The 15,789-nt window shown below is 66.8% G+C and carries 17 protein-coding genes; all 17 read left to right on the top strand.

Features of this window, described 5'->3' with window-relative positions:
- Genes AC1ZQA_RS02985 through hypE form a run of 17 tightly spaced genes read left to right on the top strand, consistent with a single transcriptional unit; the run spans nt 1 to nt 15,610 of the window.
- Nucleotides 1-318 carry a HypC/HybG/HupF family hydrogenase formation chaperone gene (locus AC1ZQA_RS02985; protein WP_482678356.1) on the top strand — a complete coding sequence of 106 codons (318 nt, stop codon included), beginning with the start codon at nt 1-3 and terminating at the stop codon, nt 316-318.
- A 15-nt stretch (nt 319-333) separates the two neighbouring features.
- Nucleotides 334-744, top strand: a complete 411-nt coding sequence (locus AC1ZQA_RS02980) for a hydrogenase-1 expression HyaE (protein ID WP_482678355.1) — start codon at nt 334-336, stop codon at nt 742-744.
- A gap of 10 nt (nt 745-754) precedes the next feature.
- Nucleotides 755-1,612, top strand: a complete 858-nt coding sequence (locus AC1ZQA_RS02975; protein ID WP_482678354.1) for a hydrogenase expression/formation protein — start codon at nt 755-757, stop codon at nt 1,610-1,612.
- Complete coding sequence (locus tag AC1ZQA_RS02970; RefSeq protein WP_482678353.1) at nt 1,609-1,830, top strand: rubredoxin; 222 nt, start codon at nt 1,609-1,611, stop codon at nt 1,828-1,830. The genes AC1ZQA_RS02975 and AC1ZQA_RS02970 overlap by 4 nt, the downstream gene beginning before the upstream one ends.
- The gene (hybE, locus tag AC1ZQA_RS02965) at nt 1,827-2,333 is read left to right on the top strand and encodes a [NiFe]-hydrogenase assembly chaperone HybE (RefSeq protein ID WP_482678352.1); all 507 of its coding nucleotides are present in this window, start codon (nt 1,827-1,829) and stop codon (nt 2,331-2,333) included. Before AC1ZQA_RS02970 ends, hybE begins: the two co-directional genes overlap by 4 nt.
- A gap of 7 nt (nt 2,334-2,340) precedes the next feature.
- Entirely contained in the window at nt 2,341-3,453 is a 1,113-nt protein-coding gene (locus tag AC1ZQA_RS02960) for a nickel-dependent hydrogenase large subunit (RefSeq protein ID WP_482678351.1), read from the top strand.
- Entirely contained in the window at nt 3,446-3,787 is a 342-nt protein-coding gene (hypA, locus tag AC1ZQA_RS02955) for a hydrogenase maturation nickel metallochaperone HypA (protein ID WP_482678350.1), read from the top strand. The genes AC1ZQA_RS02960 and hypA overlap by 8 nt, the downstream gene beginning before the upstream one ends.
- Nucleotide 3,788: 1 nt before the next feature.
- Entirely contained in the window at nt 3,789-4,709 is a 921-nt protein-coding gene (hypB, locus tag AC1ZQA_RS02950; RefSeq protein WP_482678349.1) for a hydrogenase nickel incorporation protein HypB, read from the top strand.
- 8 nt (nt 4,710-4,717) lie between these two features.
- Complete coding sequence (locus AC1ZQA_RS02945; RefSeq protein WP_482678348.1) at nt 4,718-6,193, top strand: sigma-54-dependent transcriptional regulator; 1,476 nt, start codon at nt 4,718-4,720, stop codon at nt 6,191-6,193.
- Nucleotides 6,186-7,553 carry a PAS domain-containing sensor histidine kinase gene (locus AC1ZQA_RS02940; RefSeq protein ID WP_482678347.1) on the top strand — a complete coding sequence of 456 codons (1,368 nt, stop codon included), beginning with the start codon at nt 6,186-6,188 and terminating at the stop codon, nt 7,551-7,553. Before AC1ZQA_RS02945 ends, AC1ZQA_RS02940 begins: the two co-directional genes overlap by 8 nt.
- The gene (locus AC1ZQA_RS02935) at nt 7,546-8,547 is read left to right on the top strand and encodes an NADH-quinone oxidoreductase subunit B family protein (RefSeq protein ID WP_482678346.1); all 1,002 of its coding nucleotides are present in this window, start codon (nt 7,546-7,548) and stop codon (nt 8,545-8,547) included. The genes AC1ZQA_RS02940 and AC1ZQA_RS02935 overlap by 8 nt, the downstream gene beginning before the upstream one ends.
- A gap of 57 nt (nt 8,548-8,604) precedes the next feature.
- Nucleotides 8,605-10,044, top strand: a complete 1,440-nt coding sequence (locus tag AC1ZQA_RS02930; RefSeq protein ID WP_482678345.1) for a nickel-dependent hydrogenase large subunit — start codon at nt 8,605-8,607, stop codon at nt 10,042-10,044.
- Between the two features lie 5 nt (nt 10,045-10,049).
- Nucleotides 10,050-12,416, top strand: coding sequence for a carbamoyltransferase HypF (hypF, locus tag AC1ZQA_RS02925; protein ID WP_482678344.1), 2,367 nt, complete (start codon nt 10,050-10,052; stop codon nt 12,414-12,416).
- Complete coding sequence (locus tag AC1ZQA_RS02920) at nt 12,388-12,699, top strand: HypC/HybG/HupF family hydrogenase formation chaperone (protein WP_482678343.1); 312 nt, start codon at nt 12,388-12,390, stop codon at nt 12,697-12,699. Before hypF ends, AC1ZQA_RS02920 begins: the two co-directional genes overlap by 29 nt.
- 1 nt (nt 12,700) lies before the next feature.
- Nucleotides 12,701-13,396 (top strand): D-sedoheptulose-7-phosphate isomerase, encoded by a 696-nt coding sequence (locus tag AC1ZQA_RS02915; protein ID WP_482678342.1) that lies wholly within the window; start codon nt 12,701-12,703, stop codon nt 13,394-13,396.
- The gene (gene hypD / locus AC1ZQA_RS02910; protein ID WP_482678341.1) at nt 13,383-14,546 is read left to right on the top strand and encodes a hydrogenase formation protein HypD; all 1,164 of its coding nucleotides are present in this window, start codon (nt 13,383-13,385) and stop codon (nt 14,544-14,546) included. The genes AC1ZQA_RS02915 and hypD overlap by 14 nt, the downstream gene beginning before the upstream one ends.
- Nucleotides 14,543-15,610: a hydrogenase expression/formation protein HypE gene (hypE, locus tag AC1ZQA_RS02905; RefSeq protein ID WP_482678340.1), complete on the top strand. Its 1,068-nt coding sequence runs from the start codon at nt 14,543-14,545 to the stop codon at nt 15,608-15,610. The genes hypD and hypE overlap by 4 nt, the downstream gene beginning before the upstream one ends.
- The last annotated feature ends 179 nt before the right edge of the window (nt 15,611-15,789 follow it).

Genomic DNA, 15,789 nt, shown 5'->3' with positions numbered 1-15,789 from the left:
ATGTGCATCGGCCGCCCCCTGCGCATTCTCGAGATGCATGACTTCTCGGCCCTGTGCGTCGACCCCGACGGCATCCGGGAAACCGTAGACATGACCCTGCTCGGCGCCCAGCCGACGGGAACCTGGGTACTGGTTTTTCTCGGCCATGCCAGATCGGTCCTTGACCCAGACTCCGCGCTGCGCATCCATGACGCTCTCGCCGCGCTAAGCGACCTGATGCGCGGAGCGGCCCCGGACATCAACCGCCTGTTCTCCGACCTTGTCGATCGCGAGCCCCAACTACCTGACCACCTGCGCGGCCCCGCCGCGCTTTCTTGAAAGGACGAGCAGCCCATGCCCTCTCCGCTGATCGATCGCCTAACCGACACCCTCGGCTATCCGCGCGTTACCGCCAAGACGCTCGATGCCGTGCTCCAGTCGGCCGAAATCACGGTGTTGTTCTTCACCGAGGACCCTGCTACCACTCCCGAAGCCAATGACGTTGCCGTGGTACTGCCTGAATTGGTTCGACACTTCGGCGGACGGATCGCCCCGGCCGTGGTTGCTCGCGAAGACGAGCGCGCTCTGCAATCCCTATACAGCTTCAATCTTTGGCCAACGCTGGTATTCCTACGCAAAGACCAGTATCTCGGCGCGATTTCCAAGATACAGGACTGGACCGACTACCTAGAGCAAATTCAGGGTTTTCTCGACACCGGCCCCGTGCGTCCGCCCGCCCCGCGCATTCCCATCCTCCCAGCCTGAGCAGACAACCATGCGCAAACCTATCGACATACCCATCATCGCGGTCGGCCCCGGTAGCCAGCCCGTCGAGGAGGACACCCTTGAATACATGGCTATGCCCAAGGAGATGTTTACCCACGACGTTATCTCCCTGCCTGAACCCGACGCGCTGCGCGACCGCCCTCGCGTGCGCGACTTGTTTGACGATCTGCTTGCCACCATCCGCTCCTACGCCGTGGGCGACGATGGCATCATTCACGACGTCTCCCACTTCGACGCCGCCGATCTCGATTGTCTCAACCAGATTCTGGGCGTCGGCGAAGTCAGCGTCACCCTCGACCTTCCCGGAGGAAAGCTGATGGCGCAAGAATCGGTGCTCACCGGCATCTGGCGCGTGCGCCAAGTGAGCACCGCGCAGATCGTGCTCGACGACCGCCTCGAGGTCGGGGACGTCCCTCATGCCGTGCGCAGCAACAGTTTTGGCGCGGCGCCCGGCACCACCCTGCAGCCCGGTGCGCCCATCCCGGGTGTCCAGAACGCGCCTGCGCTTCTCGTCGAGATCGCAGAAAAAATGTCAACCTGGACTCAAGGCGACCCAGCCCATGTCATCAACCTTACACTGCTGCCGCTGACCCGCGAAGACCTTATTTACCTTGGCAGCGAACTTGGCGTCGGTCCAGCCACAATTCTTTCGCGCGGCTACGGCAACTGCCGAATCGGCGCAACCAGCCTGCCGAACGTCTGGTGGGTCAAGTATTTCAATTCACAGGACGCGCTCATCCTCAACACCATTGAAATCGTCGACGTCCCCTCAGTCGCACTCGCAGCGCAGGAAGATCTCGCCGACACTGCAGACCGCCTGCGCGAGATCCGCGCCCTCTTCCAATGAATACATTCGAAGGCTCCTATCTCGGTGACGCGTCGCGCCTCCGCGACGACGCGCGGCTGGAATGCCGCATCTGCTGGTACGTCTACGATCCTGCTGCGGGAGACCCCGTCTGGCAGATTCCGCCCGGGACCCCGTTCACCCGACTTCCGCAACACTGGCGATGTCCCGAGTGCGACGGCGAGGCGATGCATTTCATGGTGCTACGGGACAACGTATGACCACGCCGACCGCCGATCTCGTCGCCATCGGGCGTACTCTGGAGCAGGCCTACATCCAGATTCAGCACACCCGCATGAGCGGTTTACCCATCGTCAATCCAGTGCTTCAAGTCACGGTTGTGGACCCGCGGACCTGGGCTGGACTGTTCGTCGGAGTCCTCATCACCCCTTGGTGCATGAACCTAGTTGCCCTACCTCTCCCTGGCGCGCGTGCCCTGGCGCCAGCCCCTGCTGGAACGACCTGTACACTGGATCTGCCCGCTGGTCGCTATGACCTTCTCACAGCGCACCTGCCGCAGATCGGCCAATATCTCAGCGGTTCAATCTACTCACCGATGGACGCATTTAGCTGCCATGCCGAGGCAGTCAGCACCGCGCGTGCCGCGCTCGACTTGCTATTCGCCGCTGGAGTGCAAGAGTCTGCCGAAGCGATTCCTTCCGGAGCAATCGGCGCAGGCTTCGCCTCGCGCCGCAGTTTCCTGTTTCGTGGCCCCGGCCGTTAAGCGTCCCATGCCCATCGCAGAGCAACAACTGAACATCCACATCGGCGCACCGGCCTCTGGCGGGTGCACCGTGCGCATCGACAACCAGCGTCCGTTGCAAGCCATGCGCCTGTTCGAAGGTCGTACCGCCACCCAAGCGGTACAACTGCTCCCCGTACTGTTCAGTCTGTGCGGCCACGCCCAGCACGCCGCAGCACGAGACGCTTTGCGGGCCGCGCTACCGCCTATGGATTCGGAGGAGCGCCGCATCCTGCACCGCCGCGTACAGCTCGAGACCATACGCGAGCATTTGCTGCAGATCCACCGCGACTGGCCCGTTCTTTGCGGTGCACCACCCAATCCTGAAGATCTCCGGCAAATCGTCTCTCTTAGCAATGTCGCTGTGGCAGACTCATCTACCCTCGACGCACTGGTCCGCTGGGTAACCCACCGAACCATGGGGTTACCACCTGCCGAGTTCTTGTCGTTCGACGCGATCGACGCAATACGCCACTGGGCGCGTTCGACAGCCGAGGCATCGGCGCCGCGCTGGCTCGGCGTCCTGTACGGTCGCGCGACCGCCATACCAGCCATTGATCTGCCGACGCTCGAATCGCTGCCCCCTGAGAGGCTCTGCACTACGCTCGTTTCCGACGACACCTTGCAGTTCATCCGCCAACCTAACCTCGCTAGCGCCTGTCTGGAAACTGGACCGGCCGCGCGGCATCGCGACCACCCGCTAGTGAACGCTACAGCCCACCTTGGCCTGCTCTGGCGCCTGGCCGCGCGGCTTGTGGATCTTTGCAGCGTGCTTGTCGCCGTCACGCAGGGAAACGATAGCGTCGCGCCTCCGTCCGAAGCAACTGGCTTGGGTTGGGTAGACAGTGCACGCGGACGGCTGATCCATCATGCCGAACTTGACGATCACCAACGCATCACGCACTATCGGATCGTGGCGCCCACCGAATGGAATTTCCATCCACAGGGGTTGGCCGCGCAGTTGCTAGCCGGCATTGTGCCCGGTACGCTTCCGTTCATGCAGGAACAGGCACGACTTGTGGTCAAAACCATCGACCCTTGCGTGCTGACCACCCTGCAGTTCACCACATCGCAAGCCGCGCCGGAGCCCGCCGATGCATGAAATGTCGCTATGCGAAAGTATCGTGCAGATTATCGAGGAGCAGGCCAGCATCCAGCAATTCAAACAGGTGCGCCGTCTAATTCTCAACATCGGCGCCCTGTCGTCTGTGGATGCAGACGCACTGCGCTTCTGTTTCGACGTGGTCGCTGCGCACGGCGTAGCGCAAGGCGCCGAGCTTGAGATTCACACCACACCCGCGCAGGCCTGGTGCATCCCCTGCGCCACAAACGTGGCCATCACCCAACGTTTCGACCCCTGTCCACGCTGCGGCGGCCACCAAGTGGTGGTAGCGGGAGGCGACGACATGTGCATCAAAGAACTTGAGGTTGACTGATATGTGTAACGTTTGCGGTTGTTCCGATGGCGACGCCCGTCTCAATGGCCAAGCGCTAGCCAGCACCGATGCCCTGCATCATCATCCGCACGATCGTGGCGATCACGGCCATGACCACGAGCATGGTCACGACCACACCCATACGGTGGAAGCGGTGGTGGGGGGCGCCAACCATCATTACGGCAAAGGTTCGGCGCGTGCGCATGCACCGGGGTTGAGTCAAGCGCGCATGGTGCAGATCGAACAGAACATCCTGAGCAAGAACGACGGCTATGCCCAAGACAACCGGCTTGTTTTCCGAAAGCGCGGCATCCTGGCGCTGAACCTCGTCTCTAGCCCCGGATCGGGCAAGACTGCCTTACTCGCCCGCACCCTCACAGCCCTGCGCGGCGAGTTCGATCTAGCGGTAATCGAGGGCGATCAGGAAACCTCGCTCGACGCCGAGCGCATCAGAGCCACCGGCGTGCGCAGCGTACAGGTCAACACCGGCAAGGGTTGCCACCTGGATGCGCACATGGTTGGCCACGCCATCACCGAACTTGACCCACAGCACGGGGGTATGTTGTTTATCGAGAATGTTGGCAACCTTGTCTGTCCAGCCGCCTTCGATCTTGGTGAGGCGCACAAAGTAGCCATCCTCTCGGTAACGGAGGGCGAGGACAAACCGCTGAAATACCCTGACATGTTTCACGCCGCGGACATCATGCTGATCAATAAGATTGATCTCCTCCCGCATTTGGAGTTCGACGTTGAGCGTTGCATCGAGGCTGCGCTACGCGTCAACCCTGATCTGCAGATTTTGCTGGTCTCGGCGCGCAGCGGCGAAGGGCTGGACGAGTGGTACGAATGGCTGCGCCTGTCGCGTCGCACCCGGCTAATCGGTCGTCCACTTCCTCTGCATGCTGACATCCGCACAGCCTGAACCAGCCCATGGCCACCAAGCCCACCATCCTGGTCGTCGACGACGAAGTCCGCTCGGTCGAGGCACTAATACGCGTGCTCGACGACGACTTTGACGTACTCAGCGCAACCAGTGCTGCCGAGGCAGAAGCACTGCTAGAAAAGGAGTGGGTGCAGGTCATTCTGTGCGACCAGCGCATGCCCGATTCCACCGGGGTAGAGTTCCTCTCCCGGGTACGCCAGCAGTGGCCCGAGGTGATTCGCATGATCCTCTCCGGCTACACCGATTCGGAAGATCTCATCGAGGCAATCAACGAAGCCGGCATTTACCAGTTCGTCAGTAAACCGTGGACACCATCAGACCTGTTGCTCAAGCTGCACAACGCCGTGGATCTGTTTCGCCTGCAGCGCGAAAACGAACAACTCTCCATCGAGTTGAAGCTTAAGCCAGCCACCCTGAGCGATAACCTGCAGGAAAAGCGGCGCGCGCTGAAGGCTCGCTTCGACTGGGACCAGAGCATTATCCGCGCGCCCGACAGCCCACTCAACGTGGCATGCGATATGGTGCGTACTGTTTCCACCTATGACGTCAACGTGATGGTGTGCGGTGAATCCGGCACGGGCAAAGAACTGTTCGCACGCGCCCTTCACTACAACAGCCTGCGTGGCGACAAGCCCTTCGTTGCCGAAAACTGCGGCGCCCTGCCAGACGACCTGTTGGAAAGTGAACTGTTCGGCCACAAACGCGGCGCTTTCACTGGCGCTGTAGAAGACCGCATCGGCCTGTTCGAGCGCGCCAACGGCGGCACGATCTTCCTTGACGAAGTGGGCGACATTTCCCCGGCTTTCCAAGTCAAGCTGCTGCGGGTGCTGCAGGAAGGCGAGATTCGCCCGTTGGGCAGCAACACGCGCCGCTCGGTCGACGTACGGGTGCTGGCGGCCACGCACCGCGACCTCAAGGATGAGGTGAGGTCTGGACGCTTTAGACAGGACCTGTTCTTCAGGCTAGCGACTTTCATCATATTCATTCCTCCGCTGCGCGAACGCCGCACCGACATCCCGGTGCTGGCGCAAGCGCTGCTGCAGGATGCCATGCGCACGCTGGGAAAGACGGTGCGAGGTATCACGAACGAGGCACTGGCCTGCCTACAAGCCTATGACTGGCCTGGCAATGTGCGCGAGCTCCAGAACGAGATCAAGAGGATGCTCGTACTTGCCCCCACTGATCAGCTCGGCGCCGATCTCATTTCCCCACACATCCTGCGGTGCACCACAGAGGAGGAGGCTGACGCACTTGAGCTGCTCGCCGGCATCGACGGCTCGCTGAAGGAGCGGATGGAGACGCTGGAGGCGCGCATCGTGAAGGAAACCCTCATTCGCAATCGCTGGAACAAGACCCGCGCGGCGCAGGAACTGGGGCTGTCTCGCGTCGGACTGCGCAGCAAGCTCGAACGCTACGGCCTGGAGCAGATCGTGCAGATCGAGGAGTGGGCCGATCATGATTGAAACCCGCCACCACGATTCGCGCAGCGGCACTGCGGCGATCGCGCTCGCCACAACCGCCCCGTTGGACATGAGCGAGGATGCCTGGGTCGAGGTTATCCGCCGCATGGACGAAATCTACGCCGACTTGGTACGGTACCAAGTTGATCTGGAGGAGAAGAACGCCGCACTGGAAGAAGCGCAGCGCTTCATCGACAGCGTGCTGTCATCCATGTCCGATGTGCTCGTGGTCGCCGACGTGCAGGGTCGTATCCTGCGGTCGAACAAGGCGATGGTCAAACTGCTCGGACGCAGCGAGGCCGATCTGGCCGGCACCGAATTGTCAGCGCTGTTCGCCGTTTCGGCCGACTCGGCGATCGCTAACTTCTCCGACCACATCCGCACCGGCGGCATCCTCGACTGCGAGATCGAGATTCTCGCCACCGGCGGTGAGGCCGTTCCGCTGGCGGTGAACTGCAGCCCGCGCTACGACAGCGAGGGAACGCTGTCGGGCATGGTCGTCACAGGCCGTCCGCTGGGCGAACTGCGCCGCGCTTACCGTGACCTGCAGGGGACGCACAAGCGGCTCCAGGCAGCGCAGCAGCAGCTGGTGCAGTCGGAAAAGATGGCCTCGCTCGGTCGGCTGGTCGCTGGTGTCGCTCACGAGTTGAACAACCCGATCAGCTTCATCTTCGGCAACATGCACACCCTGCAGCGGTATGGCGAGCGGCTACAGGACTACTTGCGCCTGGTGCAGCGCGGCGCGGCGCCCGAGGTGCTGGCGCAAGCATGCAAGCAGAACCGCATCGACCGCATCCTCGCCGACCTAGGCCCGCTGATCGCCGGATCGCTCGAAGGCGCCGAGCGAGTCAGCGACATCGTGCAGAACCTGCGCCGCTTCGCTACGCCGCAGCGCCAGAAGCGCCGCGTCTTCGACCTCTGTCGGCTGGTCGAGTCCAGTCTTGCCTGGGTGAGCAAGGCCGCGCGCCAGCCAGTGCAGATCCACCGCGAGATGCCCAACGAACTGCCGGTGCACAACAACGAAGGCCATGTCCAGCAGATCCTGATCAACCTGATCCAAAACGCCTTTGACGCCATGGAAGGCCAGGAGCAGCCGCGGATCGACCTGTGCGTGCGGGCCGCAGACGGGCGCGCCATCGTGCGGATCCGCGACCACGGACTCGGCATCTCCGACGACAACCTTCTTCGCGTGTTCGATCCCTTCTTCACCACCAAACCGGTGGGCAAGGGCACTGGACTGGGCCTGTACATCAGCTACGGCCTGGCCACCGACCAGTGCGCCGGCGCCCTCGCGGTGCGCAACCACCCGGACGGCGGCGCCGAATTCACCCTCGAACTCCCAATGGAGGCCGCGCATGGCTGACCGCCTGAACCTGCTGTGGCTGCAGTCCGGCGGTTGCGGCGGGTGCAGCATGTCGCTGCTCAATGCCGAGGGACCCGATCTCTATGCCGCTCTCGACGTCGCCGGCATCGACCTACTGTGGCATCCGTCGCTCAGCGAAGCCAGCGCCGACGAGTTCGTTGCGCTGCTGCAGGCCATCGTCGACGGCCGGCAGCAGCTGGACATTCTCTGCCTCGAAGGCGCGGTGATGCACGGCCCCGGCGGCAGTGGCCGATTCCACATGCTCGCTGGCACCGGCCGACCACTGCGCGACTGGCTGACCGACCTTTCCACGCGGGCCCGCTACACGGTTGCGATCGGCAGCTGCGCTGCCTTCGGCGGCATCACCGCTGCGGGCGGCAACGCCGCCGAGGCCACCGGGCTGCAATACGACGGCGTCCATGGCGGCGCGCTGCTGCCGGCTCAGTGGATCTCGCCAGGCGGCCTGCCGGTGGTCAACGTTGCTGGCTGCCCAGTGCATCCGGGCTGGGTGACCGATACCCTGGCTCAGTTGACCCAGGGCGAACTCGGCCCGGCCGCGCTGGACGAACTCGCCCGCCCGCGCAGTTATACCGACCACCTAGTCCATCACGGCTGCCCGCGCAACGAGTTCTACGAGTTCAAGGCCAGCGCTGAGAAGCCATCCGACCAGGGCTGCATGATGGAACACATGGGCTGTCTCGGCACCCAGGCGCGGGCGGACTGCAACATCCGCCCGTGGAACGGCGCCGGCTCCTGCCTCAAGGGGGGCTACGCCTGCATCAACTGCACCGCGCCGGGATTCGAGGAACCGGGCCGCGCCTTCACCGAGACGCGCAAGATCGGCGGCATTCCCGTGGGACTGCCCAGCGACATGCCCAAAGCCTGGTTCGTCGCGCTCGCCTCGCTGGCGAAGGCCGCCACGCCCGAACGCCTGCGTCGCAACGCGGTGGCAGACCACATCACGGTGAGGCCGTCGGTACGGCGGAGCAAGTGACATGACCGCCGTCGCCCGTTCGATGCCATGCGCCGCTGTGCGCCGGGGGCGCTCCGCATGAGCAGGCGCATCTACGGTCCGTTCAACCGCGTCGAAGGCGACCTCGAGGTGCAGGTGGAGATCGCCGACGGTCGCGTGGCCGCAGCCTGGGTCAACTCACCGCTGTACCGCGGCTTCGAGCAGATCCTGCACGGCAAGGATCCGCGCGATGCGCTGGTGTACACCCCGCGGATCTGCGGCATCTGCTCGGTGTCGCAGTCGATGGCCGCGGCCGCTGCGCTGCGTACTGCGATGGGCGTGACCGAGGCTGACAACGGTGCGCTGGCGGCCAACCTGGTGCTCGCCTGCGAGAACCTGACCGACCACCTCACCCACTTCTACCTCTTCTTCATGCCGGACTTCGCCCGCGCGGACTATGCCGCGCGGCCCGGATTCGACACCGTCGCGGCGCGCTTTAAGGCGCAGACCGGCAACGCCGCACGCGACATGCTGCCGGCACGCGCGGCCTTCCTGCACCTCACTGGCATCCTCGCTGGCAAATGGCCGCACAGCTTGGCGCTGCAGCCAGGCGGCACCACCCGGGCCATCGAACCGCAGGAAAAGGCGCAGCTGCGCGGCATCATCGCCATGTTCCGTCGCTTCCTCGAATCGACCCTGTTCGACGACCGGCTGGAGCAGGTCGCCGCGCTCGAATCGGCCGCTGCGCTGCAGCGCTGGGCCGTGAGCCATACGCGCGGCGACTTCGGTTGCTTCCTTCGGATAGCGGCCGATCTGCAGCTCGACGCGCTCGGCCGTGGCGGTGCCCGCTTCCTCAGCTACGGCGCGTACACGCTGCACGGTGTCCCGCTGTTTGCCAGCGGAATCTGGGACGGCGAGCCACGCCCATTCGACGCCGCCGGAATCACCGAGGACATCTCGCACGCCTGGCTGCAAGGCCAGCCGGGACCGATGCATCCGTTGCATGGCTGCACCCTCCCGGCCGTCGACAATCCCGCCGGCTACACCTGGTGCAAGGCGCCGCGCCTCGACGGCCAGGTGATGGAAACCGGCGCGCTGGCCCGCCAGGTGATCGACGGCCATCCGCTCGCCCGCGACCTCGCCGCAGACGGCGGCAGCGTGCTCGCTCGGATCGTCGCCCGGATGCTGGAACTGGCGCGCGTGGTGCCGGCGATGGAGCGCTGGATCGCGGCGCTGCAGCCCGGCGCGCCGTTCTGCCACCAGACCGACATGCCGGAGGAAGCCGACGGCGCCGGACTGGTCGAAGCCGCCCGCGGCAGTCTCGGCCACTGGCTGCGCATCCGCAAGGGCCGCATCCTGAACTACCAGATCATTGCGCCGACCACCTGGAATTTCTCGCCGCGCGACGCCGGGGGCACTCCCGGTGCACTCGAGGCGGCCCTGGTCGGCACGCCGGTGGGCGCCGACGGTGCCGCCAGCGCGGCGGTGCAGCACGTGGTGCGCTCGTTCGATCCGTGCATGGTTTGCACCGTGCACTGAACGCCATGGGTGCCGCCGAACGCCAAATCGCCGCCACGCCCGCCACCATCCGTGGCCGGCTCCTGCGGGTGCGCGGCGTGGTGCAGGGCGTGGGATTCCGGCCGATGGTTTGGCGTCTGGCGCATGAGCTCGGCCTGGCCGGCAGCGTGCGCAACGACGCCGACGGCGTGCACATCAAGGCCTGGGGCGCGGCCGACGCGCTCGCCACCCTGCCCGACCGGCTACGTGCGCAGTGCCCGCCGCTGGCGCGCATCGACGCCATCGACGTCGTCCCGCTGCCGTCCAGCGACCCGCCGCCGGCGGACTTCACCATCGCCGCCAGCGCCGCCGGCCGCGCCGCCACCGAGGTGGTGCCCGACGCCGCCACCTGCCCCGACTGCCTGGCCGAGGTGCGCGACCCCGGCGCCCGCCGCTGGCGACACGCCTTCGCCAACTGCACCCACTGCGGTCCGCGCTTTTCCATCGTGCGCGCCGTGCCATACGACCGCGCCAGCACCGCCATGGGCGCGTTCGCGATGTGTCCGCGCTGCGCCGCCGAGTACGCCGACCCGGCCGACCGGCGCTTCCATGCCCAGCCCATCGCCTGCCCCGATTGCGGTCCGGTGCTCTGGCTGAAGCGCGATGGCGTCCGCCTAGCGGGCGATCCGGTCGCCGCCGCCGCCGACCTGCTGCGCGCCGGACACATCCTCGCCGTCAAGGGCATCGGCAGCTTCCATCTCGTGGTCGATGCAACCCGGCCCGATGCCGTCGCCGCGCTGCGCGCCCGCAAGCGGCGCCCGCACAAGCCGCTCGCGCTGATGGCGCGCGATCTCGACGTGGTGCGCCGCTACGCCGCGGTCGATCCCGACGAGGCACAGGCGCTCACCGGCCCGGCCGCCCCGGTGGTGCTGCTCGACGCCACCGGCCCCCGAGCGCTGCCGGCAGCAGTCGCCCCGGACACCGGGCTGCTCGGCTTCATGCTGCCGATGAGCCCGCTGCACCACCTGCTGCTCGCCGGCTTCGATGCTCCGCTGGTGTTCACCTCCGGCAACGCGTCGGGCGAGCCGCCTTGCATCGACAACGCCGAGGCGCTCGACCGCCTCGGCGGCATCGCCGACGCCTTCCTGCTGCACGACCGCCCCATCGTCAACCGACTCGACGACTCGGTACTGCGCCGCGTCGGCGACGGCCTGCAGCCGCTGCGCCGCAGCCGCGGCTACGCCCCGGGCGCGCTGCCGCTGCCCGACGGCTTCGGCGGCGCTCCGGCCGTCACCGCGCTGGGCGCCGATCTCAAGAACACCGCCTGCCTGCTCAGCGACGGCCGAGCCATCCTGTCGCCACACGCCGGCGATCTCGGCGGGGCGATGGCCGCGGCGGACGCGCAACGCGGGCTGGAGCGACTGTCCGCGCTGTTCGCCCATCGTCCGCAGATTGTCGCGGTGGACCTTCACCCGGGCTATCACGCGACGCGTCATGGCCGTGCGCTCGCCGAGCAGGCCGGCCTGCCGCTTGCCGAGGTGCAGCATCACCACGCCCACGTCGCCGCCTGCCTGGCCGACCACGGCCATCCGCCGGACGGCGGACCGGTGCTTGGCCTCGCCCTCGACGGCCTGGGCCTGGGCGACGACGGCACGTTCTGGGGCGGCGAACTGCTGTGCGCCGACTACACCAGCCATCGCCGGCTGGCCAGCCTGCGCCCGGCCGCGCTGCCGGGCGGCGACGCGGCCAGTCGGCAGCCCTGGCGCAACCTCGCCGCGCAACTGCTGGCCTTGCCCGACGCCTCGTCGCTGCTCGCCCGCCACGCCGATCTGCCCGCGGTGCGGCAGCTGCGATCCCGGCCCCTCGACACCCTGTCGCGGATGATCGCCGCCGGCAGGCACGCGCCACCGGCATCGTCCACCGGCCGGCTGCTCGACGCGGCCGCCGCGGCGCTCGGCCTGCATGCCGAGGCGCAGACCTTCGAGGGTCAGGCGGCGACGGCGCTCGAAGCGCTGGCCGCGACCGGCCGCGACGACGGCGCCTATCCCTTCGCCGTGGCGCCGGTCGACGGGCTGCTGCGCGTCGACCCGGCGCCGTTGTGGCCGGCGCTGCTCGCCGACCTGCAGCACGGGACGGCGCCCGCCGACGTGGCGCGCCGCGTGTTCGCCGGGCTGGCGGCCGCCTGGGCCGAGGCGATCGCCCGCGTCGCCGGGAGCGCGCCGTTCGCGGCGATCGCGCTGTCGGGCGGCGTGTTCCAGAACGCGCTGTTCAGCCGGATGCTGGTCAACCGCCTGCGCCACATCGGCCTGCCGGTGTGGATGCACCGCCGCGTCCCGGCCAACGACGGTGGCCTGGCCCTCGGGCAGGCGGTGATCGCCGCCGCACGTGCCCTTCAACCCGATCGGAGCAACTGACATGTGTTTAGGAATTCCCGGCCACATCGTCGAGATCCTCGACGCTAGCGCATGCCTAGCGACCGTCGAGATCTCGGGCGTGCGGCGCAAGATCAACATCGCTTGCGTTGTCGACGCCGACCATCCAGTTGCCAGTTGTGTTGGCGACTGGGTATTGGTGCACGTCGGCTTCGCGATGAGCCGGATCGATGCCGACGAGGCGCGCAAGACGCTGGAACTGCTCGCCGAACTGGGCGAGATGGAAGCCGAGGTCGACTTCATGCGCCAGACCGCAGGAGACTGAGATGCCCGCCCCGTCCCCCCTCGAAGGCCTCTATCCCTTCTTGCACGGCCGTCCCAAGGACGCGGCTCAGGAGCAGGCTGCGCTGCTCGAATCGGTGCGCCGCAAGAGCGCCGACAGCCTGGCGGCGAAGGAGCACTTCTACCGCGAGCACGCCGAGGACGTGGTCGCCTGCGCCCGCACGCTGGCCGACGTCTACGCCGGTGGCGGAAGGATGTTCGCCATGGGCAACGGCGGCTCGAGCTGCGACGCCGCCCACTTCTGCGTGGAGTTCCAGCACCCCGTCACCGCGGGACGCCCGGCCCTGCCTGCCATGAATCTGGTGGCGGACATGGCCATGTTCTCCGCCGTGAGCAACGACGTCGGCGTGCGGCACGTGTTCGTCCGCCAGATCGAGGCGCACGCCCGCGCCGACGACGGTCTGGTGGGCTTCTCCACCAGCGGCAATTCCGACAACCTCATGCAGGCCTTCGCCAAGGCACGCGAACTGGGGCTGCGCACCATCGGCTTCGCCGGCGGCGACGGCGGTGCGATGCGCCGCAGCGGACTGCTCGACCACTGCCTAGTGGTCGACACCGACTCGATCCATCGCGTGCAGGAGGTGCACGTGTCGCTCTACCACATTCTCTGGGACCTGACCCACACCCTGCTGGCCGACCGGCGGGGCGCCACCAAGGACAACGGCCATGCAATACGTTGACGAATTCCGCGATCCCGACAAGGCCCGCGCGCTGGTGCGGCAGATCGAGGTGCTGCTCGAACGCATTCCTGCGGCACGCAACCGACCGCTGCAGATCATGGAGTTCTGCGGCGGGCATACCCACACCATTTTCCGCTACGGCATCGAGCAGATGCTGCCCGAGCGCATCGAGATGGTCCACGGCCCCGGATGCCCGGTATGCGTGCTGCCGATGGGCCGGGTGGACGACTGCATCGCCATCGCCGCGCGCCCCGAGGTGATCTTCACCACCTTCGGCGATGCGATGCGCGTGCCCGGGTCGGAGAAGAGTCTGCTGCAGGCCAAGGCCGACGGCGCCGACGTGCGCATGGTCTATTCGCCGCTGGATGCGCTGGAACTGGCCCGCCGCCATCCCGACCGCGAGGTGGTGTTCTTCGCCCTCGGATTCGAGACCACCATGCCGAGCACCGCGCTGACTGTGCAGCAGGCCGAGCGCGAGGGGCTGCGCAACTTCTCGCTGTTCTGCAACCACATCACCACGGTGCCGACGATCAAGGCCATCCTCGATTCGCCCGACATGCAGATCGACGGCTTCCTCGCTCCCGGACATGTCAGCATGGTGGTCGGCGAGGCACCGTTCGCTTTCGTCGCCCGCGACTACCGCCGCCAGATCGTGATCACCGGATTCGAGCCGCTGGACATCCTGCAGTCCCTCTGGATGCTCATCCGCCAGATTGCCGAGGGCCGGTGCGAGGTCGAGAACCAGTACGCCCGCGTGGTGCCCGCCGACGGCAATCCGCCCGGGCTGCAGGCCATCGCCGACGTGTTCGAGCTGCGCGAATTCTTCGAATGGCGCGGGCTTGGATCGATCGATCACTCGGGCGTGCGCATGCGCGAGCGCTACGCGGCATTCGACGCGGAACGCCGCTTCGCGGTGCCTAACCTGCGCATCGCGGACCCCAAGTCGTGCCAGTGCGGCGAGGTGCTCAAGGGCACCATCCGGCCCTGGGAATGCAAGGTCTACGGCAATCCCTGCACCCCCCAGGCACCGCTCGGCGCGCTGATGGTGTCGTCCGAGGGCGCCTGTGCCGCCTACTACAACGCCGGCCACCGGGCCCGCCGGGTGCAGCTCGACCCACGGCTGGCCGCCCGCCTGGAGGCCGCGGTATGAACGCCCCCGAATCCACAACCCTCCGGCGCAGCGGCACCGTCTCCGGCGACCGGATCACCCTGTCGCACGGCAGCGGCGGCCGGGCGATGCGCGACCTGATCGACGACGTGTTCGTGCGCACCTTCGACAACCCGCTGCTGGCCCCGCTCGAAGACCAGGCGCGGATCGACCTAGCAGCGCTCGCCGCGCTCGGCAGCCGGCTGGCGATGACCACCGATTCGTACGTCATCACCCCGCTGTTCTTCCCCGGCGGCGACATCGGCAAGCTCGCGGTCGCCGGCACCGTCAACGACCTGGCGGTCAGCGGCGCAACACCGCTGTACCTAACCTGCGGGATGATCATCGAGGAAGGGCTGCCGATCGCGGAACTGCGCCGGATCGCCGAATCGATGCAGGCAACGGCGCAAGCCGCCGGCGTGCGCATCGTCACCGGCGACACCAAGGTCGTGCCACGCGGCGGCGCCGACAAGCTGTTCATCAACACCGCCGGCATCGGCGTGATTCCGCACGGCGTGGACATCCGCGCCGACCGCGCCCGCGCGGGCGATCTGGTGCTGATCAACGGCTACATCGGCGACCACGGCGCCGCGGTGGTCGACGCCCGCGGCGAACTGGCGCTGGACAGCGGCGTGGAATCCGACTGCCAGCCGCTGGCCGGGCTGATCGCCGACATGCTCGCCGCCTGCCCCGACCTGCGCTGCATGCGCGACGCCACCCGCGGCGGGGTCGCCACGGTGCTCAACGAATTCGCCCAGGCCAGCCGCTGCGCCATCCGGCTGGATGAAGAAGCGCTGCCGGTCCGCGAGTCGGTGCGCGGCGTCTGCGAAATCTTGGGTCTGGATCCGCTGCATCTGGCGAACGAAGGCAAGATCGTCGCCGTGGTCGCCCCGGAGCATGCCGACGCGGTGCTCGCGGCTATGCGGGCCCACCCGGCGGGGCGCGACAGCCGCATCATCGGCCAGATCGACGCGGCGCCGCAGGGCACGGTGCTGCTCGCGACGCATTTCGGCGGCGACCGCATCGTCGACATGCTGTTCGGCGACCAGTTGCCGCGGATCTGTTAACTCTACTGCCGACCTGGCCAAACAGCCGCCTGCACGAATTGCTGCCGCACCGCTGGGCGGTGGCCAACACGCCGCCGTCGCCGCTCGCAGCCACCGCCTGAACCTCCCGCCAACCCGCGTCAAGACGGGTTTGCTGGACGCATACAAATCTGCGTCGGCACACATCACTGTTGCCTCAT

The organism is Thiomonas sp. DCM-2, from assembly GCF_056820905.1.
Note: the sequence above shows the minus strand (reverse complement) of the source record. Positions and strands in the feature narration are given on the sequence as shown.

Excerpts from the sequence above, each read along its gene's own strand:
- AC1ZQA_RS02985 (WP_482678356.1), top strand. The coding sequence starts at position 1 with ATGTGCATCGGCCGCCCCCTGCGCATTCTCGAGATGCATGACTTCTCG.
- AC1ZQA_RS02980 (WP_482678355.1), top strand. The coding sequence starts at position 334 with ATGCCCTCTCCGCTGATCGATCGCCTAACCGACACCCTCGGCTATCCG.
- AC1ZQA_RS02975 (WP_482678354.1), top strand. The coding sequence starts at position 755 with ATGCGCAAACCTATCGACATACCCATCATCGCGGTCGGCCCCGGTAGC.
- AC1ZQA_RS02970 (WP_482678353.1), top strand. The coding sequence starts at position 1,609 with ATGAATACATTCGAAGGCTCCTATCTCGGTGACGCGTCGCGCCTCCGC.
- hybE (WP_482678352.1), top strand. The coding sequence starts at position 1,827 with ATGACCACGCCGACCGCCGATCTCGTCGCCATCGGGCGTACTCTGGAG.
- AC1ZQA_RS02960 (WP_482678351.1), top strand. The coding sequence starts at position 2,341 with ATGCCCATCGCAGAGCAACAACTGAACATCCACATCGGCGCACCGGCC.
- hypA (WP_482678350.1), top strand. The coding sequence starts at position 3,446 with ATGCATGAAATGTCGCTATGCGAAAGTATCGTGCAGATTATCGAGGAG.
- hypB (WP_482678349.1), top strand. The coding sequence starts at position 3,789 with ATGTGTAACGTTTGCGGTTGTTCCGATGGCGACGCCCGTCTCAATGGC.
- AC1ZQA_RS02945 (WP_482678348.1), top strand. The coding sequence starts at position 4,718 with ATGGCCACCAAGCCCACCATCCTGGTCGTCGACGACGAAGTCCGCTCG.
- AC1ZQA_RS02940 (WP_482678347.1), top strand. The coding sequence starts at position 6,186 with ATGATTGAAACCCGCCACCACGATTCGCGCAGCGGCACTGCGGCGATC.
- AC1ZQA_RS02935 (WP_482678346.1), top strand. The coding sequence starts at position 7,546 with ATGGCTGACCGCCTGAACCTGCTGTGGCTGCAGTCCGGCGGTTGCGGC.
- AC1ZQA_RS02930 (WP_482678345.1), top strand. The coding sequence starts at position 8,605 with ATGAGCAGGCGCATCTACGGTCCGTTCAACCGCGTCGAAGGCGACCTC.
- hypF (WP_482678344.1), top strand. The coding sequence starts at position 10,050 with ATGGGTGCCGCCGAACGCCAAATCGCCGCCACGCCCGCCACCATCCGT.
- AC1ZQA_RS02915 (WP_482678342.1), top strand. The coding sequence starts at position 12,701 with ATGCCCGCCCCGTCCCCCCTCGAAGGCCTCTATCCCTTCTTGCACGGC.
- hypD (WP_482678341.1), top strand. The coding sequence starts at position 13,383 with ATGCAATACGTTGACGAATTCCGCGATCCCGACAAGGCCCGCGCGCTG.
- hypE (WP_482678340.1), top strand. The coding sequence starts at position 14,543 with ATGAACGCCCCCGAATCCACAACCCTCCGGCGCAGCGGCACCGTCTCC.